Annotated in this window: 13 protein-coding genes and 5 pseudogenes; 11 read left to right on the top strand and 7 right to left on the bottom strand. The window is 69.6% G+C overall.

Going from position 1 to position 20,329, the window contains the following annotated elements:
- Positions 1–95: 95 nt before the first annotated feature.
- The 4 genes from OTB20_RS22865 to OTB20_RS22850 all read left to right on the top strand — a co-directional run bounded on the left by OTB20_RS22865 (position 96) and on the right by OTB20_RS22850 (position 10,285).
- Positions 96–6,368: a DNRLRE domain-containing protein gene (locus OTB20_RS22865; RefSeq protein WP_267820171.1), complete on the top strand. Its 6,273-nt coding sequence runs from the start codon at positions 96–98 to the stop codon at positions 6,366–6,368.
- 207 nt (positions 6,369–6,575) lie between these two features.
- Complete coding sequence (locus tag OTB20_RS22860; RefSeq protein WP_267820169.1) at positions 6,576–6,833, top strand: hypothetical protein; 258 nt, start codon at positions 6,576–6,578, stop codon at positions 6,831–6,833.
- A gap of 295 nt (positions 6,834–7,128) precedes the next feature.
- Complete coding sequence (locus tag OTB20_RS22855; protein WP_267820167.1) at positions 7,129–8,625, top strand: MFS transporter; 1,497 nt, start codon at positions 7,129–7,131, stop codon at positions 8,623–8,625.
- A gap of 1,453 nt (positions 8,626–10,078) precedes the next feature.
- A complete protein-coding gene (locus tag OTB20_RS22850) occupies positions 10,079–10,285 on the top strand; it encodes a hypothetical protein (RefSeq protein ID WP_267820166.1) in 207 nt (68 codons plus the stop codon).
- 71 nt (positions 10,286–10,356) lie between these two features.
- Here OTB20_RS22850 and OTB20_RS22845 read toward each other — a convergent pair whose 3' ends face one another.
- Complete coding sequence (locus OTB20_RS22845) at positions 10,357–10,815, bottom strand: LIC_13387 family protein (protein ID WP_267820164.1); 459 nt, start codon at positions 10,813–10,815, stop codon at positions 10,357–10,359.
- Between the two features lie 872 nt (positions 10,816–11,687).
- Between OTB20_RS22845 and OTB20_RS22840 the strand changes: the two genes are divergently transcribed.
- Positions 11,688–11,822: a hypothetical protein gene (locus OTB20_RS22840; protein ID WP_267820162.1), complete on the top strand. Its 135-nt coding sequence runs from the start codon at positions 11,688–11,690 to the stop codon at positions 11,820–11,822.
- A 170-nt stretch (positions 11,823–11,992) separates the two neighbouring features.
- Here OTB20_RS22840 and OTB20_RS22835 read toward each other — a convergent pair.
- A pseudogene (locus OTB20_RS22835) lies at positions 11,993–13,224 on the bottom strand (carboxylesterase family protein); the annotation flags it as partial.
- 482 nt (positions 13,225–13,706) lie between these two features.
- Positions 13,707–14,018, bottom strand: coding sequence for a hypothetical protein (locus tag OTB20_RS42485; protein ID WP_324290407.1), 312 nt, complete (start codon positions 14,016–14,018; stop codon positions 13,707–13,709).
- Here OTB20_RS42485 and tpg point away from each other — a divergent pair.
- Positions 13,950–14,347, top strand: a pseudogene (tpg, locus tag OTB20_RS22825) (telomere-protecting terminal protein Tpg). The gene OTB20_RS42485 and the pseudogene tpg sit on opposite strands and share 69 nt — an antisense overlap.
- Positions 14,348–14,472: 125 nt before the next feature.
- Here tpg and OTB20_RS22820 read toward each other — a convergent pair.
- The gene (locus tag OTB20_RS22820; RefSeq protein WP_267820160.1) at positions 14,473–15,213 is read right to left on the bottom strand and encodes a class I SAM-dependent methyltransferase; all 741 of its coding nucleotides are present in this window, start codon (positions 15,211–15,213) and stop codon (positions 14,473–14,475) included.
- 401 nt (positions 15,214–15,614) lie between these two features.
- On the opposite strand from OTB20_RS22820, the gene OTB20_RS22815 reads away from it, so the two are divergent.
- The 3 genes and pseudogenes from OTB20_RS22815 to OTB20_RS22805 all read left to right on the top strand — a co-directional run bounded on the left by OTB20_RS22815 (position 15,615) and on the right by OTB20_RS22805 (position 17,047).
- On the top strand, positions 15,615–16,115 hold the full coding sequence (locus tag OTB20_RS22815) for a hypothetical protein (RefSeq protein WP_267820158.1): 501 nt from the start codon (positions 15,615–15,617) through the stop codon (positions 16,113–16,115).
- Positions 16,116–16,472: 357 nt separating this feature from the next.
- Positions 16,473–16,794 (top strand): annotated as a pseudogene (locus OTB20_RS22810) (transposase); the annotation flags it as partial.
- Between the two features lie 64 nt (positions 16,795–16,858).
- A complete protein-coding gene (locus tag OTB20_RS22805) occupies positions 16,859–17,047 on the top strand; it encodes an AAA family ATPase (RefSeq protein ID WP_267820156.1) in 189 nt (62 codons plus the stop codon).
- A gap of 669 nt (positions 17,048–17,716) precedes the next feature.
- Here OTB20_RS22805 and OTB20_RS22800 read toward each other — a convergent pair.
- Together OTB20_RS22800 and OTB20_RS22795 are read right to left on the bottom strand one after the other, a co-directional pair.
- Entirely contained in the window at positions 17,717–18,004 is a 288-nt protein-coding gene (locus OTB20_RS22800) for a chaplin (protein ID WP_267820154.1), read from the bottom strand.
- Between the two features lie 154 nt (positions 18,005–18,158).
- Positions 18,159–18,386 (bottom strand): annotated as a pseudogene (locus OTB20_RS22795) (leucine zipper domain-containing protein); the annotation flags it as partial.
- 126 nt (positions 18,387–18,512) lie between these two features.
- Here OTB20_RS22795 and OTB20_RS22790 point away from each other — a divergent pair.
- Positions 18,513–19,160: a hypothetical protein gene (locus OTB20_RS22790; protein ID WP_267820153.1), complete on the top strand. Its 648-nt coding sequence runs from the start codon at positions 18,513–18,515 to the stop codon at positions 19,158–19,160.
- Between the two features lie 185 nt (positions 19,161–19,345).
- A pseudogene (locus OTB20_RS42840) lies at positions 19,346–19,616 on the top strand (IS5/IS1182 family transposase); the annotation flags it as partial.
- Here the strand turns inward: OTB20_RS42840 and OTB20_RS42835 are convergent.
- Positions 19,556–19,942: a reverse transcriptase/maturase family protein gene (locus OTB20_RS42835; protein WP_420716470.1), complete on the bottom strand. Its 387-nt coding sequence runs from the start codon at positions 19,940–19,942 to the stop codon at positions 19,556–19,558. The pseudogene OTB20_RS42840 and the gene OTB20_RS42835 sit on opposite strands and share 61 nt — an antisense overlap.
- Positions 19,943–20,329: the final 387 nt, after the last annotated feature.

Below are 20,329 nucleotides of genomic sequence, written 5' to 3'. Positions count from 1 at the left end.
TGACCTACGCAACGTGGTTCCTCCGGCGCGTTGTTGTCGCATTCGAGAAGTGCGAAGATCGTTTCGCCTTTACCATTACTTGAGAAAGGCACTCCGTGGACCAACCCTCCATACCTCCGGCGGCAGAGAGTTCCTCTCCGTTCGCCGTAGGGCGGGCGCCGTGGCGGCTCAAGGCCGTCGCCGGTGCCACGGCGGTGGTCCTGGCCGCCCAGACCGTTCTTGTTGCACAAGCGGCTGCAGCCCCCGCTGCCGGCCCAGCCCCCACCGTCGCTGCCAAGCCCTCCATCGGCCCCGCCGAGGCTCAGGACGCGGCCACCGCACACCTCCTCGCCCGCTTGCAGAAGCGCAACATCGAGATCCTGGACGAGCGCACCGACTCGACCACGTCCTACGCGGAGCCGAACGGCAGCACTTCAGTGCTGACGTACACCGGCCCCATCCGCGTCAAGGACGCCCAAGGCCTCTGGCAGTCGATCGACACCAGCCTCGTCGACGCGGGCGACGTCGTGCGCCCTAAGTCGGCCGCGGCCGACGTGGCGCTTTCGGACGGCGGGCCGGCCGGGACCCTCGTCAAGGTCGGCCGCGGACAGCACTCTCTCGGCATCGGCTGGGAGGGCAAGTTGCCCGCGCCCAAGCTGAAAGGCTCCACCGCGACGTACGAGAACGCCGTCACGGGTGGCGGCGACCTGGTCGTCACCGCTCTGAAGGAAGGTTTCTCCCACTCCGTCGTCCTCCACGAGGCGCCCAAGACGGCAGTGGAGTACCGAATTCCGGTCGAGGCGACGGGACTGAAGCTCACGGAGACCGCCGACAAGCGGCTGCGCTGGAACGACGCGGGGAACACGGCCAAGGCGACCGCGCCCGCCCCGGTCATGTGGGACTCCTCCTACGACCGCGCCTCCGGCGACGCCGAGCACATCGCGCCGGTCGAGGTGGAGATCGAAGAGAACAGGAACGGCAAGGGCCAGGTCCTGGTCCTCAAGCCGAGCCTTGAGTTCCTGCGCGACCCGAAGCTCACCTACCCGGTGACGATCGACCCGACTGACTCGCTGATGGGTCCGGTCACCGACACCTGGATCCAGTACGACGACTACCTGACCTCCCAGCGTGGCTCGACCGAGCTGAAGGCCGGTACGTACAACGGCGCCGAGAAGGCCCGCTCGTTCCTCCAGTTCAACGTCGATAAGTACAAGGGCAAGCAGATCCTGGATACGGACCTGCGGCTGTACTCGCACTATTCCTCCACCTGCTCGACGGCCAACTCGGGCAACCAGGTGAGCCGGATCACCGCCGCCTGGGACCCCTCCGCGATCACCTGGTCCAGTCAGCCCGCGACGACGACCGCCGGCGCGGTGACCTCCACCGCCGCCAAGGGCTACAGCTCCTCGTGCCCGGCCGGCCACGTCTCCTGGGACGTCGACGCGATTGTCCAGGCTTGGGCCGACGGCCAGCCGAACCACGGCATGCGCATCGCGGCCGTGAACGAGAGCGACGCCCTGACCTGGCGCCGCTACCACTCGGCGAACCAGACGGACGGGTCGCACAATGCGGCCTACGAGCCCTCGCTGACGGTCAACTACAACACCAAGCCGGGTGCGGCCGTCCCCGTGTCGCCGCTCTCCGGCGCCGCGACCGCCGACACGACGCCGACGCTGACCGCCAAGGCCAGCGACGCCGACGGCAACACCGTCCAGCTGAGCTACGAGATCTGGACGCCGACGGGCACCGCCGCCCTGCAGGCCGGCAAGTCCGTGTTCACCGCCTCCGGCGTGGCCGCACCCTGGACCCCGGCCACGGCCCTGGCGCCGGGCGGCTACAAGTGGCGTGCGGCCGCCTATGACGGTACGACGTGGAACGGCACCTGGTCCGCCTGGCAGACCTTCACCGTCGACACGGTCAAGCCGGGCAACACCGCCGTCTCCTCCACTGCCTTCCCCGCCGGCCAGTGGTCCGGCACGGCCGACGCGAACGGCGACTTCACCGGCTCGTTCACCTTCACCCCGCCTACCACCGACGTGAAGGACATCCAGTACAAGCTGGACTCCGGCGCGTGGGTGACCGTCCCGACGACCGGCGCCGCCTTGTCGAGGACGCTCACCGTCAAGGCGGGCCCGCACACCGTCACCGCGCACACCCGTGACGCGGCCGGCAACACCTCCGCCGACGTCACGTACGTCTTCTCGGCCGGCAAGGGTGCGGCCCTGATCTCTCCCGCCGAAGGAGACCGGCCCGCGCGCCGCGCCGTCCTGATGGCCGAGGGCAAGAGCACGTACACGGGCGTGCGCTACCAGTACCGCCACGGTGAGACCGACCCGTGGAAGGACGTGCCGGCACCCAACGTGCGGCGCAGCTCGGACGGCACCGCCATCACCGCCTGGCCCGTCGCCGTCACCGGCGGCAAGCCCGACTCGCTGTGGTGGAACGTCACCGACACCCTGAGCAACGACGGCTCCGTCAACGTGCGCGCGGTGTTCACCGACGGCACGCTGTCGGACGCCTCCCCGGAGGCCTCGGTCGTCGTCGACCGCAACGCGGGCGAGGCGCCCTCTGCCCAGGTCGGCCCCGGTTCCCTGAACCTGCTGACTGGTGACTACAAGCTCGGCGCCAAGGACGTCCAGGCCTTCGAGGTCTCCGTCAACCGGACCGCGTCCTCCCGGGCCAACCCGGCGGACTCCGAGGGCCAGGCGGCCATCTTCGGTCCGGGCTGGGTTTCCTCCATCAGTGCCGAAACCTCCGGCAGCGGCTACACCCAGCTGCGCAAGACCTCGGCGACCTCCGTCGAGATCCTGACCGCCGCGGGCGACTCCACCGCGTTCACGGCCACGGCCAGCGGCGGCTGGCAGCCCGAGGCGGGTGCCGGCACGCTGAGCCTGAGCGGCTCGCCGACCGGCAACACCTTCACGCTGAAGGGCACGGACGCCACCGTCACCGTGTTCGCCAAGGCGGGTCCGGCGGCCACGACCTGGACCCTCGCGACCTCTGCGGCGGCCGCAGACGACTCGACGGTCACCGTCGCCTCGGAGACGGTCACTCAGGACACCGAGACGGTGGCCCGCCCGAAGTACCTGATCTCCCCGAGCGAGGCGGTCCCGGCCGCGACCTGCCAGGCCACGCCCTCCACCAAGGGCTGCCGTGTCGTGGAGTTCGTCTACGCGACGGCCACCACGGCCACCGGCTGGAGCTCGGCCGCGGAATTCGGCGACTTCGCCGGCCAGGTGAAGGAGATCAAGCTGTGGGCCGCCGACCCCGGTGCCTCCACCGCCCGTGACGAGGCGCTGTCGGCGTACCGCTACGACAAGGACGGCCGACTGCGCCAGCAGTGGAACCCGCACTACTCGCAGGGCACTCAGGTCCAGTACTCCTACGACACGGGCAACCGGGTCTTCTGGATGATGTCGGGTTCCGACCAGCCGCTGAACTTCCACTACGGCAAGGCGGGTTCCTCCCTCACCGCCGGCGAGGGCATGCTCCTCAAGGTGACCCGGGCGGCCCTCAAGCAGGGCACGGCGGACGTCACCGAGGGCACCGCGACGAGCACGGTGGTCTACGACGTCCCGCTGACCGGCGCCAAGGCGCCGCACCAGATGGGCTCCGCGGCGGTCAACACCTGGGCGCAGAACGAGGTCCCGGCCGATGCCACGGCGGTCTTCGCCGCCGACTCCGTTCCGGCCTCCTCCACCGGCGCTGACCTGACGGCGGACGGCTACGGCCGGGCGACGGTGACCTACGTCGACGCCAACGGCCGCGAGACCAACACGGCGACCTCGGGTGGCGGCCTCTCCACCACCGGGTTCGACGGCCACGGCAACACGGTCGGCTCCCTCAGCGCCGCCAATCGCGAACTCGCCCTGGGCACCGGCCCGGACGCCGCCGCCAAGCTCGCGGCGCTCGGTCTGACCGGCCAGTCCACGGCCGAGCGCGCCGAGCGGCTGTCCACGGCCTCCGTCTACACGGCCGACGGTCAGCGCATGACGCACGCGTACGGCCCGCTGCACCTGGTCACCCTCGGCAGTGCGGTCGCGGCCTCCGGCGCCAATCCGGCGCTGCCCGCGGGTGCGCAGGTGGCCGCCCGTTCGCACACCGTGTACCGACACGACGAAGGCCGTCCCGCCGAGGCCGCCGTCTCCGGGCAGGTCACCTCCGCGTCCACCGGCGCGGCGATCGAGGGCTACGCCCAGGACGCCGACGTCCGCACCACGCTCACCACGTACAACTGGGCGACCGGTGAAGAGATCGCGAACAAGGACACCCAGGGCACTCAGCTGGGTGCGACCCGTTCCACCTACCGGGCCGACGGCAGGCTGGCTTCCACCAGCCTCGCCTCCTCCAACGGCAGTGACGCGGGCACGCTGACCTACACCTACTACACGGCTGACGGTACCGGCGCGTGCGCCGCACGGCCCGAGTGGGCCGGCAAACTCTGCAAGACCGCTCCGGCGGGTGCCATCACCGGCGGCGGGGCGAACCCGGCCGAACTGGCCACCACCCTCTACCAGTACAACCGCTGGGGCGGTGTCACCTCGACGGCCAAGACGGCAAACGGCGTCACCCGCACCAGCACCGTCACCTACGACGACGCCGGCCGCCGCGTGAAGGCCTCGGTCACCGGGGGACTGGGCACCGCCACCCCGGAGACGACCTTCACCTTCGACGGGGACACCGGCCGTACGCTCACCCAGTCCTCCGGCGGGAAGACGGTGACCCACGCGTACGACACGCTGGGCCGCCTGGTCTCGTACAGCGACGGCTCGGGCAACACCACGACGACCGAGTACGACATCCTCGACCGTCCGGTGAAGTCGGCCGACTCCACCCAGTCCACCAGCGTCTACGGCTACACGGCCGAAGGCGACTTGGGTACCCTGACGGACTCCGCCGCGGGCACCTTCACCGCTCAGTACAACGCCGACGGCAGTCTTGCCTCGCAGACGCTGCCGGGAGGCTACAAGCTGAAGGTCACCACCGACCCGGTGGGCCGGGCGACCGCCCGCGAGTACACCGATGCGAGCGGCACCACCGTGCTCGCGGACGTGGCCGAGTACCGCATCACCGGCCAGCAGGTCGGCCGTACCCAGACCGACGGCACCACGGTGTCCACGGACTACGGTTACGACGCGACCGACCGGCTGACCCAGGCGATGGACACCACCGTCTCGGGCTGCACCACCCGCGGGTACGCCTTCGACGGCAACCGCAACCGCACCTCGAAGTCGGTAACCGGTGACGATTGCGACCCGGGCACCGCGGACACGGTGACCGCCGCCACGTCGTACACGTACGACAGCGGCGACCGCCTGGTCGGCTCCGGCCGGGTCTACGACGCGCTCGGCCGCACCACCCTCAAGGACGGCGCGACCCTGGAGTACTTCACCGGCGACGTGCTGCGCACCGAGACGGTCGGCACCCAGCGGCGCACCTGGGACCTCGACGCCGTCGGCCGCATGGCGGCCGCCACGACGCAGTCCCGAGCCGAGGGCGGCACCTGGTCGACCACCGGCACCGTCACCCAGCACTACGGTGACGAGTCGAGCAGCCCGGACTGGGCCGCGAACAGCGACGGTACCGTGACGCGTTTCGTCAACGACATCATCGGTTCGCTCGGCGCCGTCACCTCCGGCGGGGGCGTGGTGCTGCAGTTCTCAAACCTGCGCGGTGACGTCTCCGTCCAGCTGGACGTGGCCACTCCGGCGAACTCGATCGTGCAGCGCTACGACGAGTACGGTGTTCCGGTGGACGGCACGGGCGCGGCGCGCTACGGCTGGCAGGGCAGCGCACAGGTCTCCAGTGAGACGCTCAGCGGCCTCTCACTGACCGGCGTGCGTGTGTACGAGCCCGGCACGGGCAGGTTCCTCCAGGTCGACCCGCAGTACGCGGGCGGCTCGAACGCCTACTCGTACTGCGCTGGTGACCCGGTGGGCTGCCGTGACATCAGCGGCACCGCCAGCTACTACGTGTACTACGACCTGGGCCGGACAGGCGCCTCGGACAAGCAGGTCTTCAACTACTGGAAGAGCCACTTCAAGGCGGTCTTCCCGATCCCCGGACGCCCCAACAAGATCACGCGTGAGGGCCAGAAGTTCACGCTGTGGCCGGTGATGTGGGGCATTGAGATGTACTTCCCGGTGACCGTCAACAGTATCGGCAAGAGCTACCTCCAGCTCGGTGCCCGCATCGGACACCCGGACTGGCCGGGCGGCTGGGTCGGCTTCGACCTGTACAAGTCGAAGGGACGCATGAAGCTGGAGGTGCGCGGTCGCCTCGGCGGCCTGGCGGCCATCTGCAACCGGACTTGCAACGAGAAGGCGGGCAGGAAGTACTGGGACAAGCTCGGCGCGAACCTCCGCAAGGTGGTCCGCGACAAGTTCTAGACCGGTTTCGAGCCCTGGAGCCTGGCTCCAGCGCTGAACATGTTCAATAGTCAGCTGGGGCGGCCCGCGACCCCTTCAAGGGGCCGCGGGCCCGTCAGTATCCGACATACCGAAAGGCGGGCCCAGCAGATGAGCCCGAAGCGCCCCGCCCACCTGGCCCACCCCGGGCGCAGCGTGCGGTCCCTGGCCCTCTGTTATATCGGCCTCATGGCCGCCGCCGGCCTGGTCCGCGGCTTCGCCGGGGCCACCGGCGACGGCTACCTTGCTGTGCTCTACTTCTTGACCTTCCCGGGCTCCCTGCTGGTCACGGTGTTCGGAATCCTTCCGCTGAACGCCCTCCTGGGCAGCGCCACCACCGGGACCGCGAACCCCTTCGGACCTCTGGTCTACCTCGTGGGCGGCGCGGTGGTGAACGTCCTGCTCTTGTGGGCGGCCGCGAGGGTCTTCAGTCGCCTTCGCGGCTGAACCCGGCCCTGGGGGTCCGTGATCGCGGGGCGGTGGTGGCTGGGGTGCGAGAGCCGGAGTTTCCCCCGCCTACTGGGTGGCTGATGCCATGCCAATGGCGCGCCGGAGCCGCGTCGGGGCCACGGGGTCGAGGCTGCCGGTCGTCCTGGTCTGACGCTCCGCTGGTCCCTGGTCCCCGGTCCGCGGGGTCCGGAACGGTGTGATCCACATCGCATTCGGCCGTCCGGACCGTTTACGAGCACGATGATCGCGCAGACGGGATTGCTGGAGCACCCACCGAGGAGAGGACCGGCCCATGGTGACCCCCAATCCCCCCAAGGTGGCCGATCCCGAAGCGGTGAAGCGCCATCCCGTTCTCTTCCGTGTCATCAGGCAGCGCAGGAATCCCAGACTCCGCAGGACGGACATCACCGTCACGGACGAGGCGACGGTCATGCGCGCCGTCAAGGCGGCCTCGCTCGGCAACGCCATGGAGTGGTTCGACTTCGGCGTCTACTCCTACCTGGCCGTCACCCTCGGACACGTCTTCTTCCCGTCCGGGAACGACACCACCCAGCTGCTGTCCTCGTTCGCCACCTTCGCCGTGGCCTTCCTGGTACGGCCGCTGGGCGGGATGTTCTTCGGCCCGATGGGCGACCGCCTCGGCCGCAAGCGGGTCCTGGCACTCACCATGATCATGATGGCTGTGGGCACGTTCGCGATCGGGCTCATCCCCTCGCACGACACGATCGGCCTGTGGGCCCCCGCCCTGCTGATCCTCTTCCGCCTGATCCAGGGCTTCTCGACCGGCGGCGAGTACGGCGGCGCCTCCACCTTCATCGCCGAGTACGCGCCCGACAAGCGCCGCGGGTTCTTCGGCAGCTTCCTGGAGTTCGGCACCCTGGCCGGGTACGTCGGCGCGGCCGGCCTCGTCACCACGCTGTACGCCGTGCTCGACGACGGCCAGATGGAGGCCTGGGGCTGGCGCATCCCCTTCCTCGTTGCCGGGCCGCTGGGCCTGGTCGGCCTCTACCTGCGGCTGCGCCTGGACGAGACCCCTGCCTTCCTGAAGCTGGAGGGCGGCAAGGCGCTCGCCACGGAGGCCGCGGACGCCGTGGAGACCACCTCCAAGGGCGACCTCGCGACGATCTTCCGCGGCTACTGGCCGACGCTGGTCCTGTGCGTCTGCCTGGTCGGCGCGTACAACATCAACAACTACCTGGTGCTGTCGTACCTGCCGACCTACCTGTCGGACGAGCTGGGCTACAGCGAGACGCACGGTCTGCTCCTCCTGCTCGGCGTGATGGTCCTCCTGATGCTGGTGATCAGCCGGGTCGGCAAGCTCTCCGACCGCTTCGGCCGCAAGCCGGTGCTGATGACGGGCATGGCGGGGTTCTTTCTGCTCTCCCTGCCCGCGTTCCTCCTGATCCGCCAGGGCGGCGTCCTCGCGGTCGGGCTGGGCATGCTCGCGCTGGGGCTGTCGCTCGTATGCATGCTCGCGACGATGTCCGCCGCCCTGCCCGCCCTGTTCCCGACGCAGGTCCGGTACGGCTCCCTGTCGGTCGGCTACAACCTGTCGACCTCGCTCTTCGGCGGGACGACCCCGCTGGTGGTCACCGCCCTGATCAGCTGGAGCGGCTCGAACCTGATGCCCGCCTACTACTCGATGGGGGCGGCGCTGGTCGGCATCATCGCCGTGGCCTGCATGAAGGAGACCGCGCGCAAACCGCTCGACGGTTCCCCTCCCTCCGTCGAGACGCAGGAAGAGGCCGCGGAGCTGTGCGCAGCCCAGTCGCCGGCCCCGAAGTTCTGAGCGGCCTGCGGCTCAGAAGGGGTCGGCGCCGATCGACACCCGGCCGGTGGAGGGTCCGCCCGCCCTCCCCCGATGCCGCACGTACGACCGGCGTCTGGTCACCAGAGGGCGCGGACGACGGCGGTTGCGACGCTGGCGGCTCCGATGAACTGGCCCGCCCTGCGGGACGTACTTCGTCAGGTCGTCACTCAGTTGGGCATCGTGCCGTCCCAGTCCTGCCTGTTCCTGACCGACGCGCCCGACACCAAGGCCCTTTGGCGGTCGCTGCGGCTCAGGGGTGGGGCGCCCCGGCCTTCGTCACCGGCGCCGGGTCACAGCGGTCGAAGATCCCGCGTTTCTGCCCACAAGATCCCCCAGTAGGCGACTCCCGGAAGAAGCTCACAGAAAGACATCTTCTTTCCTCCGCTCCAACGCGAGCATGGCTCCCAGCCTCTGTCGCTGGAGTGCCACCGAAAATAGTCAGTCCAGACTTCACCACGGCTGATCGCGCGTACCTGATGCCGGGGGGCCGTTGACCATGGATGGGTCCGGCGTCGGCCGGGCGCAGGTCGGCGAGGACGGCGTTGTACTGGGGCCGGATCTTCTCGATGTAGATGCGTATTCAGCCGACGGCGGCCCGTTCTGGCCTTTCCGTGCCACAGGCGCGGGGCGGCACCTTGGCGTCTCTCGCGAGGGGTACCGTGGCCAGGGTTCGGCGGGATCCGTGACGCCAGAGCCCTGTTGCCGGGCTCCTTCCGCGCCTCATGCGCCCTCATTCAGCCCCCCGGTTGGGGGTCAGGACCCGGCCCCGATCGGCCTCCCCCCCCAGGCTGGTCGGGGCCCATCCTCTGTAGGCTTCGCCTCCGCTCCGGGGCGCTCTCGTAGACGACTGTGGTGGTGGGGCAGTCCTCGACGAGGCCGAAGGGCCTGGCGCTCGTTCTCGTCGATGGCCAGGTCCCAGCGCAGTTTGGTTCCGACCCAGACCGCGGCATAGACGGATTGGTAGGAGTCGTTCGATGGCAGCCACTCGGCAGGGTGGCCGCGGCGAAGCTCCCATACGGGCCGGCCGTGACCAGTAGGTCGGTTCCCCAGCCCAGAACGCGCAACCCCTGGACGCTGTCGAGGACGGTGCCGGTGCCGCAGGGGATGTAGAGGATGAGTTCCTGGCGGGCGTGGTCGGCGATGACGGTATGCCGGCCGTCGGGCGCCAGAGGCAGGGTGTCGAGGGCTTCGAGGCCCCGTCGGAGGGGTGCGATCGCGACGGCGTCCCACGCCCAACCGCATGCTGCCCACATGGTGGTGCCGGTGCGGAGGCCGCCGAGGGCTGCGGGGGCGGGGCCGAGGAGGGCAATTATGTCCGGGCGCCATGAGGAGAGTTGGCCATGATTCTCTCCGGCATCCCTGACGACCTCGTGGACGAGGCGGGGGAGAGGGAGGCGATGCGGGGGCGGTCCTGCACCGCCACGACATCGTCATGGGCACCCCGGGCCCAGCTGCTGCCATCCCGCTCCACGTGGAGACCCTGTGCCGCGCCGTCCACCACGCCTGGCGCCTCTTCCAATCCAGCGCCGCCTTCACCAGCCTCAGCGGCCGCATGCCCGCCCTGCTCGCCGACGCCACCCAGGCCGCTGCCCGCCACCAGGGCGACGACCGCTCGCCGCCTACCGCGCCCTGTCGATGACCCTCCAGCTCACCGAAGCCCTCGCCGTTCTTCGAACGCCCTGCAATCTCCTTCGTGAGCCTTACAGGCCCTCAGGGCGCTGCCCGGCGCAGGGACAGGGCGAAGGCGCAGCTGGTGGCGGTGAGGACGATGATCGGCGGCGGGGGCAGGAAGAGGACGGATATCGCCAGGCCGACGAGTGAGGCGGCGAGGAGTGTCCACCCGAAGGCGGTGCGCCGTTCGATCAAGGCCGGGGAGTGCTGGGCGGCGAACAGGGCGAGGAGTGCGCAGGATATGACGAACAGGGCCATGACGGAACTCATGCCATGGACGACTTCGAGGGTGGTGCGTTCCAGACCCAGCAGCGTCGTGCTCGTTGCCCGCATGGCTGCCGACGAGGCTTCTTGCTGCGGGGTCGGTTTGCCCCAGGCCGCTGCAGCGGCCAGGGCGAGGTGTCCCGTACCCAGGAGCAAGAAGCCGCCGACCCCCACCTTGAAGGGTCGCAGCGGCTCGGGCTTTTGTCTGAGGACTGAGGGGGTGGTCGCGCTCATCGTGACTCCTTGAGGATGGGGCAGATCATCCTCTACACATGTAGAGGATGTGGTTGAGCCTTACTCTACATCTGTAGAGGTCGCTCGGTGCGGGAAGGTCCGCACCGGCTACGCCGCGGCGCTCAGTTCGCGCGGCGCCGCCTGGGGAGCCGTCCGCTCCTTCTAACGCCGAGTCGAAACCTCCGCCGCCGGCGGCCCGGCCCGGTTCCGGAGCTCCCCGCCGAGCAGGACGAGACCAGAGTCGCGGCGCTGGGGGAGCGGACTCGGTATTACAGCTCGCGGTCGCTGGCGTGCAACTGGACGGCGACGTCGGCGAGGCCGGCCGCGAACGCTTCGGCCTCCTTCACCACATGGTGGAAGACCAGCGTGCGCCGTCCTCCGCGGATGCCTTCAGCAGGGCGGTCTGCGGGGCGGCGAAGCGTGCCCCGCGGAGCTTTGCCAGGTTCTTCAGACGATGACTGGGGACGGCATGCCTCTGCCCCCTGGAACACGGCCACGGACGAGTAGCTTGGAGTGTCACGAGGGCTTCGGCCATGAGTAGGCAGATGACCAAATGAACCGCTCACTGGGCTGAGCCGCTCAGTCGCAGGTGACCACTGCTGTGGCTGGGCGGTTCGTTCACTGGAGAGCGAACTCGTTGCTTCTCGCTGGCACCCGCGTGCGGAGCGGCGAAGACCTGCTGTGTGACTGTTCCGGTCAGGCGTCCCGTGATCCGCCGCAGGCGCGGGTCGTCGGAGCTGCCGAGACCGGCTTTGAACCCGAACCGGGCGCGAGTGTGGACGACCCACACCGCCCGCCTCGGCCGCAGCCCGCTGACGTGCACGGATCACCGGCTGCCAGCGGGCCCGCACGAGTTCCGCGATCCTCCGCTCGTGATGGTGGCTCGGGCGTCCCTGACCGAGCGCATCAACCGGTTTGGCGGATGTTCCACCCACGAACTCGGCATCCAGCCCGAGGCGTACGACCCCAAACTCGACGTCGACTTCACCCAGCTCCGCGACCAGTAGCTGCGCGCCGAGGGCTTCGGGACCGCGGCCTGTCTGGGCGAGGCCGGGTCTGTGCGGTCAGGCCGACGCCCGGGCACGTGCCGGTCGTTGAGCAGCTCATGGGACGGGACAAGGCGAATGCGCGCTGAGTGACTACTTCGGGCTTCGAGATGCCGGGGTGGTTCCCCAGTTCACGGACACAGGACTGGAAAGTCGGCCTTGACCCGAAGAGCGCGGATAGCGGCGGCCTTGTCATCGGCGGCGTCGTCCTCAGTGCTCCACATCTTGGCCCGGGCGGCGGAGTTGTTGACCGACGGCCGGCCCGGGTTCCCGGTGGCAGCGAAATCAGCCCAAGCGCGCACCATGCGGCGTGCCAGTCCGTGGTCTGCGGGTGTGGGTGCTCCGCCAATGAGGAATGCCAGGCAGTCGGTGTCGAGGTTGCCGAAGGCGAAGGGGATGTCCGCGCAGTGCCAGGCCCGCACGTCCCCGTTCGGGCCGGTGCGCCGACGATCGAAACGCGATAGGAACGCCCGGCCGCCGGCCTGGGCGTGAAGCTCGACGAGTCGGTTGCTGTACTCGCCGAATAGGAGATCCCCGAAAACGGCGAGATGGACGTCGAGCACCGGGGCGTGGGGCATCGCCGCGCGATAGCCGGCCACCAGGCCGTCAGGGAGGCGGAAGTCTTCGGCGAAGCGAGCCAGCTGTTCATCGGTGGTGATGTTCGCGCTGCTGCCGACGGCGTCGAGCAGCCAGTACTCCTCTGTGTTGTAGCAGACCAGCAGGTCCACTTCCCGGGTCGCACCAGCTGCCATTCCCGCGAGGGGGTCGGTGGGTAGGACGTCGCCGTCAAGGATGGGGGCGTAGAGCGAGGGGTCGTAATGTCGGGATCCGGAAACGGGGTCACGCCGGTAGTCGTCGACAAGCCGGTCGGAGGTGACGACCAGGGCCTGTGGAGTCGCCGATGTCAGGCCCGCGGCTGTGGCAGGGAAGCCCGCTGCCGCAGCGATCTCGCGGGTGGTGGCGGCAGCGATCTCGAGCGTGTAGCAGGGGCTAGCGGTGCTGTGGGCGATGGCACGGTGGAACAGGCCGCAGGCGCGATCATCGCCATCAGGCAGGCAACCGAAGCGGCCTCGGAGGATTGGTCGGCGACCGTGACGTTGCCAGGATCGCCACCGAAGGCAGCGATGTTTTCACGTACCCAGCGCAGGGCCGCGACCTGGTCGAGCAGACCGCGGTTGTCCGGGTAGGTGGTTGCTTCGGCGGCAGGGACGTGGCCGAAGCCTTCGAATCCGAGTCGGTAGTTGAGGGTGACCACGACCAGACCGGCGCGGGCCAGCGCGGTGCCGTCGAAGTCGGGTTGTGCTGAGGACCTGAAGGTGTAGGCGCCGTCGTGGATCCAGACCAGGACGGGAAGATGGCCGCCCGCCGCGGGTCAGGCGCCGGCCGAGGTAGCCCACACAGTCCTCGGGGGAGATGTCCCCGATGAGGATCTGGCGGCCGGTCCCGCTCGGGGCGGCGGTGGTGCGGGGGCCGGGCATGTCCTGGTCGACGAGGCCTGGCCAGGCCGTGGGCCCGGTCCAGTCGAGCTGGCCCTCCAGGGCTGGGTCGGCCCACTGTAGGCGGCGCGGCCGGTGATGATGAAGAAGGCGCCCCGGCATCAGCCGCACCAGGCGTTGCCGGAGCCGTTCGAGGTCCGGTGGGTACGGGTACCGGTGTCCTCGAAGGTGTCCAGCAGGATGACGGGCAGGACCTTCTTGTCGGCGGGGAGCTGGTCGATCTCCCAGGCGAGCAGGTGCGGGTAGTAGGAGAGCGTGTCGAGGGTGGGTTCGACGTCCAGGAGGTCGGCAAGGCGGGCGCAGCCGGCCAGGGCCCGAACGGTCTGGCGGCGTTCGCGGAGCGCTGTGGTCAGGGGCCGGTGAGCTGGCCGACGGCCGAGCCGACAGTGCCGGGCAGGAGCAGGGCCTGGGCGACATCGCCGAGCGCGGACTGCATCTGCTGCGGCAGTGCCTTCCCGAACTCCGAGGCCAGGCCGCCTCGGTGCAGGTACTCCTCCAGCGGCTCGCCGGGGTGCTGGTGTTCCCAGTAGCGGCGTAGCGCGATGTCGAAGGCGGGCAGCGGTCGGTTCAGGTGGCGGCGAGGCCGAGTCGGATGGGCAAGCTCGGGGACAGCCTGGACCAGGCGGTGGCGTTCACACGCCCCGCCGCCAAGTCGGCACAAGCCCAGATGAAGTACCTCGTCAAGCAGCTCAAGTCCACGAAAGCCGCCGCCACAAGCACCGGCTGATCGTTCAGACCCGCGCACGGTTCGGCTTCACCGCCGCCTCCGGCACCACCGGCGACGGCCGGCTGCGCCACCTCACCCAGGAGCTGCCCGCCACCTACGCCGCCCGCCTCTCCGAGGCCCAGGAGCAGGGCGCCACCGGGGAGCAGCTTCTGGCCATCGCGGCCAAGGGGTTCCAGGCGATCTACTTCAAGGACCGCGGCCGCCTCGCGGGCGGTCTCCTCGTCGAGTTCACCGACGTGCAGGAGATCGAGGTCACGCTGTAGTTCACCGCCGTACGCATGGAGCTCCGAACCACGGCGGTTCGGGGGTCCATGCGCGCTCCGGCTCCCGACCGCTGGTCTTGGCCTGACCGGCGAGGGGATGCCTTCACGTCTCGGCGCGGCGGAACTCACGGTTTGTGGGTTACCCAGAGCAGTTCCGCCGGCCAGCGGTGTGCCCAGTCGGGTGGGTCGGTTTCGTTGTAGCCGTTGGGTGTTCCGGGTTCGGGCCGCGGCTCGATGAGGTCGTCGATGATGAGACCCGCGCCGCGCAGGACCTTGACCCAGTCGCCGTAGGTGAGCTGATAGCTGGTCGCGCCGTCGTCTTCGGCGATGGTGTTCAGTCCGAAGTAGTCCTGCTGCAGCCTCGTGGTCACGCGGCTGGCGGCTTCGTCGTAGCAAGCTTCGAACCATGGGCTGGCGACGTTGAACACCAGGCGCCCGCCTCGGCCCAAGACGCGTGCGGCCTGCGGGACGGCCAGGTGCGGGGGCGCCCAGCTGAGCCCACCGAAGTCGCAGAACACCAGGTCGAAGCTGTCGGCGGCGAAGGGGAGTTGTTCGGCGGCGCCTTGCACCAGCGGGTAGCGGGCCGCTCCCATCGCGCCAGCCGCTGCGGCGAGTTGGGCTTCGGAGAGGTCGAGCCCGACCACGGTGGCGCCCTCGGCGGCGAGAGCCCTGGACCACTGGCCGGCGCCGCAGCCGAGTTCGAGGACGCGCTTGCCGGTGACGTCGCCCAGGGCGTCCAGGTGCGCGTCGGGGATGGAGTACATGCCCCACAGCCGGGGTGTGGCGCCGATTTGCGGGTCGTGCTTGTGCTGGTAGGCGCTGCTGATCTGGTTCCAGAGCCGCCGGTTGGCGGGGATGCTGTCCACGTGCCGACTCCAGCACTGCCTGCCGGGTGCGGTCAACACGATTAGGGTGCTGGCCGGCCCTCGCCTCGGTCGAGCCCTGGCTCGGCCCGTGATCCGCCGGACGAGCCCTAAACCGACCAGTGACCGGAAGGTGGGCCTTGTGCCGCGCAAGACGGGCAGAGCGCCCCGCACTACCCGTCGCAGGCATCCACTCACTCTCGTGCCGTGCCAGTAGCCCTCACTGCCAAGAAGTAGCCGATCACCGTGCCGGTCACCGGCAGGGGCTTCAACATCTCTTCTGGAATCACCGGGGTAGGGATCGAGCAGGACCGCAGCTGGTCCGCCTCCTGATCTGGCTGCGCCAACAGCCTCACAGCAAGTACTTCGATCAAGACGGCTATGGCGAACACACGGGCACGCCGGTGGAGGACGTCGAAGTCTTCGCCCACGCCCTGGAGCGTGACGGCCTGATCGATTCCCCGGGCACCTTCGGCGGGAACGCCTACAAGGTGAGCGCAGACGGGCGGGTAGAACTACGGTGGCTCGCCCAACTACGCAACGAACCCGCCGCCCGGCACCGCTACGCCACCGACGCCTGCGCTGGCTCTACGCCACCGCCCACGACCAGCGCCCCACCCGCCCAACGCTCTTCCTGGATACCACTGAATCGCACTTCGCTGGAGACGAGCTGTCCGGGACGGAACTCCACCTATGGCATGGAGCCCGCTCAGCAAGGCGAACTCATCCGCGACGCCGAAGTCCTCAGCGAGGAGGCCGACAGCGAGACCCCCCAGCCTGGACGCATCCGCGCCGCCTTCGACTCAGTGATGGGCGGACTCGCACAGATCGGCGCAGCATCCGCCGGCCTCACCACCACGATTCAGCAAGGCCAGCAGGCTTACAGCACGGTTTTCGGCGGCTAGATCCAGCGATGCGCGGGTGGCGGCTACCTTCCTGACCGCTACCCGTTCGGGTGTGGGCGGGTGCACCGTGCGCGGGTCGGACGGAGAATGGGCGCATATCCGCCAAGCGGATCGTCTACCCGCCGGACGCACAGGGCTGGCGCCGCGTCCGCTACGACGGCACCGCCATCGACGTCGCCCACCGCCCGGCCGACATCCGCGTCTTCCTTGCCGTGGCCGGGCTCGAGAACGCCGAGGACGTGGAGCTCACCGACCCTGACTTCGTGGAGTGGCGAGGCGCCGGCCCCGAGGAGGACGGTCGCTGCCTTCAACTCAGCCGTCATCCTCCAGATCCTGCCCGGCCGGCGCGGGCATAGGGACAACCTCTCCGCCCACAAGAAGCCGGCGCATCCGCCGCTGGGCGGCCAAGAACAAGGTCGAGCTGTGCTTCACCCCGACCAACGCCTCCTGGGCCAACCCCATCGAGGCACACTTCGGGCCCCTGCGGCAGTTCACCCTCGCCAACTCCAAGCACCCCAACCACACCGTCCAGACACGGGAACTGCACCGCTGCCTGCGCTGGCGCAACCAGAAGGCCCGCCAACCCGACGTCCTCGCAGCCCAGCGCCGTGAACGCGCCCGCGCGCGCAGCGAGAAGGGCATCCGCTGGGGTGGCCGACCGCTCACCACGGCGGCCTGAATGCCCCGGAACAGCGGTGTTCCCCGCAAGCTGGTCAGGAATCGGGCTGCGACACACTGGCGCCATGACCGGCAACGCCTTCGTGATCGTCTCCGGCCTGCCCGCCAGCGGCAAAAGCACCCTGGCCCACCAACTCGCCGCGGAACTGGGCTGGTCGGTTATCGGCGACGACATCCTGTTCACCCTCGCTGCCCAAGCCCGTCGCGCCGTGCTCGACAACTGGTGGCACCACGACACCGCCCCCAGCTGGTAGCTGATCCACTTCGCGATAAGGGCAGGGTCGCGCGGGTTCTTACGGAACAGCGACCTGGTTGCGAAATACCGGCTTGGTGTCGGTGGCTGTATGTCAGTGGTCATCGAGGCGGGCAGCCCGTCGTACGCCTGGTGGACGGCGACGCACGCCAGCTCGACCACGCGGGCGGTGGTGGCCGCATCTTCTGCGAGGAGGGTGAGCAGGGGGCCCTGGCAGCTGGTGCAGCCATCCATGGCAGTACCGACGACCTGTCCGAGGAGGCGGTTGTCGATCCGCCGGTTCTCGCTGCAGGGGTGTGTGGTGTCGTCGGGGATGCGCAAGTCCCCGTGTGCGTGGCTGTCCGCGGGCGGGATGGCGACCTGAGGGTTCCTGCCGGCCTTGTTTCTGCTTGTGCGGCTTGCCGGGCTTGTCTCGCCCCATCACGTCCTCCAAAGCGGTACGCGTACCCGCCGACGGTAGCGACGCCGCCGGGGCCGGCGTGGCACGTTGCGGGGACTGTCCCACCTCGGGGCTGCCGACTGTGCGCCGTGTCGGGTGGCGGTCCGGCCTCCCCAGGAGGTGGGGGGAGGCCGGACTGCTCAGGGGGTGTGCTTTGCGGCTGGTTCAGTGGATGGCACGCTTTGTTGACTCCGCCACTGTGGCTTCTGGCAGGTCAGGAGCCGGTGGTGCTCAGTTCTCGCCGTGGTGGTCGGCCTTGTGGTGGTTGCCCGTGCCACCGCTGGCGTTGACGCAGGTGTTGCCGAAGGCCGGGTTGAGGAAACCGACGACGTTGACGGTGTTGCCGCAGACGTTGATCGGGATGTGGATGGGCACCTGGAGGACGTTGCCGGACAGGACGCCGGGGGAGCCGATGGCAGCGCCCTCGGCCGTGGCGTCCGCGGCCGCCATGCCGGCGCCGCCGGCGAGGACGGCAGCGGCTGAGGCGGTGACCGCTACTGCCTTTGCGATACGCGACATCAAGATCTCCTAAATGAAGTGGACCTGCCGCAGGGAGTACGGCACGTGCTCCCCTTCAAACAGCACGGGCAGGTAGCCGGTTACGGCCGTTGGGCCGGACCAGTGACCTCAGGCCACCCCTTCAGTCCTGTCGGCAGGGAGGGTCGCGGTTCGGCCGGGGGCTGTGGTGCGGGCGCGCGGACCGGTCGCTCATGCCTGCCTCACCGAGGCTGCGGTAGCGGGTGGCCCACCGCCCGCCGGTGGTGGGTGAGACTTGGAAACGTTCTACGGCCGCCCGGCGAAGCGACCAGTCGTCCTCGACCACACAGCGGGCCAGGAGCGGCCGTCCGGTCTCGGTCGGGGGCCAGGTCGCCGTGCGAGGACCCGGCGCTTGGTCGCTCAGTCGGTGCCGCGCGGTGTACTCCCGGGGAAGTAGCCCGACGGCCGCTGGCCGTAGGACGATCGCCAGGGCTTGGGTCCGTAGCGTCCATGTCAACGCACCGATCCGTGTGATGACGAGGAGCAAGCCATGAGCACCGACGCCCACTTCGCCCCACCTGCTGCCGTTTCCCGCAGGGGAACCTCGGCAGCCCGTCGGGTGCTTCTCGCCGGAGTCGGCTTCGCCGTGCTCTTCATCGGCGGGGTGCTGCTGTCCAGCTTGTTGGGAACGGGTACCTACCCGTCGCCCCTCGACTCCGAGGCGGCGGCCGCGTCCTACTTCGCCGCCAACCGGGGCACGGTTCTGACCCAGGGCATCGCGCACGTACTGGCGGCCGTCCCGCTGGCGATGTTCGCGGGTGCGGTCGGCAACCGGCCGGCGCGTGCGGCGGGTTGGACTGCCGCAGCCGCGCTGGCCGCGTCGGGCCTGCTCAACGTGGCCATCGGGGCCCTGGACTTCACCGGTGACACCCTGCACACGCTGCACTACCTGACCTTCCTCGCCGGCGGTCAGCTCCATGTCCCGCTGCTCGGCATCCTGGTCGCCGCGGGGACCCGCGCCCGCGCCGCGACGGCTCCGCGCTGGACTACGGCACTGGGTCTGGTCGCCGCCGGGCTGGCCGTCCTGTCGCTCGTGTCGTTCGCCACCGAAGCGGCCATGCTGCTGCTCCCGCTGGGCCGCTTCACCGCGATCCTGTGGATCGTGATCACGGCGGTAAGGACGCGCCGGGGCAAGTGACCCCGACCGCCGCCCCCCAACCGCAGCCGTCGGTCGGGGGGCGGCGGCGCTCGTACACAGCAACCATGCCCGGCCCCGCAGCACTCGATCTGACGCTGAGTGACCGTCGGCGGGCCTGTGTGATGCCGGATCGGTTGCTGGGTTCTGTCCTCTCCGGGGGGGAATCCGGTAGGACATTGGTGGTCCTCAAGGAAGCCCTGCTCAGCAGATCCCGCGGCGGGCTGACCAGCAAGATTCATCTGGCCACGGACCGGCGATGCCGTCCGCATGCGTTCTTCCTGACCGCCGGGCAGGCCGCGGACAGTCCTCAATTCATCCCCGTACTCGGGAAGGTGCGCGTCCGTCTGGCCGTCGGCCGGCCCCGCACCTGGCCCGGCGGGTCGCCGCAACAAGGCCTACTCGTCCTGCGGCAACCGCTCCTGCCTGCGCAAACGCAACATCAAGGCGGCCCGCCCGTCAGCCACGATGTCGATCTCTAGGGGGCAACACCCGCTTGTCCCCGACCCGATTCGGACGCGGCCCATCAGGGCCGTGTGCGAGATCTCGTCGAAGCACGCCGTGATGTCGCCTTCCATCACCCATTCGCAGGAATGGCTGGCGAGGTAGCGTGTCTCGGCGATCGCGGCATGAGCCCGGCGATTCGGGCGGAATCCGTACGAGTACGGAAGAAGATCCGCTTCGAGCACCGGCTCCGGCATCAGTTTCAAGGATGCCTGGACCACCCGGTCCGCAACGTTCGGAATCCCGAGACGACGGAGCTTGCCGTTCGCCTTCGGGATCATCCGTTCCCGCACCGGGGCCGGCTGGAAGCTACCTTCTCTCAGTGAACCACGCGCGGCCCGCGCCCCCGTGTACACGACGTACGTGAGGACGCTCAGCGCGGCCGTAGCGAGCAGTGCCCCGCCCTGGCCCGCCCCGCGCAGCCCGTTGCCGCGCAACAGCCGGGCGACCCGCTCCCGTTGGAACACCGCGAGCGCGGCCACCCCGGCCGCCGGGCCGAACTGCGTCAGCTGCACCACCTCGGCGGGCACCCCGAGGGCGGGCTGCACCGGGCCCAGCCCACCGGACGCGGCAAAGGCGACCGCCAGGAACGCCCCGCCGTGCCCCACACCCGCCGTGGCCGCGCCTTCGCACCGATCACTTCGACATCCTCGACCGTCCCCATGTCC

This window comes from Streptomyces sp. H27-H1 (assembly GCF_026627445.1).
In the GTDB taxonomy this organism is placed as follows: Bacteria; Actinomycetota; Actinomycetes; order Streptomycetales; family Streptomycetaceae; genus Streptomyces.
This window is presented reverse-complemented; position numbering and strand designations above follow the sequence as displayed.

Excerpts from the sequence above, each read along its gene's own strand:
- OTB20_RS22860 (WP_267820169.1), top strand. The coding sequence starts at position 6,576 with ATGGCCGCCGCCGGCCTGGTCCGCGGCTTCGCCGGGGCCACCGGCGAC.
- OTB20_RS22855 (WP_267820167.1), top strand. The coding sequence starts at position 7,129 with ATGGTGACCCCCAATCCCCCCAAGGTGGCCGATCCCGAAGCGGTGAAG.
- OTB20_RS22850 (WP_267820166.1), top strand. The coding sequence starts at position 10,079 with ATGGGCACCCCGGGCCCAGCTGCTGCCATCCCGCTCCACGTGGAGACC.
- OTB20_RS22845 (WP_267820164.1), bottom strand. The coding sequence starts at position 10,815 with ATGAGCGCGACCACCCCCTCAGTCCTCAGACAAAAGCCCGAGCCGCTG.
- OTB20_RS22805 (WP_267820156.1), top strand. The coding sequence starts at position 16,859 with ATGACCGGCAACGCCTTCGTGATCGTCTCCGGCCTGCCCGCCAGCGGC.
- OTB20_RS22800 (WP_267820154.1), bottom strand. The coding sequence starts at position 18,004 with ATGTCGCGTATCGCAAAGGCAGTAGCGGTCACCGCCTCAGCCGCTGCC.
- OTB20_RS22790 (WP_267820153.1), top strand. The coding sequence starts at position 18,513 with ATGAGCACCGACGCCCACTTCGCCCCACCTGCTGCCGTTTCCCGCAGG.
- OTB20_RS42835 (WP_420716470.1), bottom strand. The coding sequence starts at position 19,942 with ATGATCCCGAAGGCGAACGGCAAGCTCCGTCGTCTCGGGATTCCGAAC.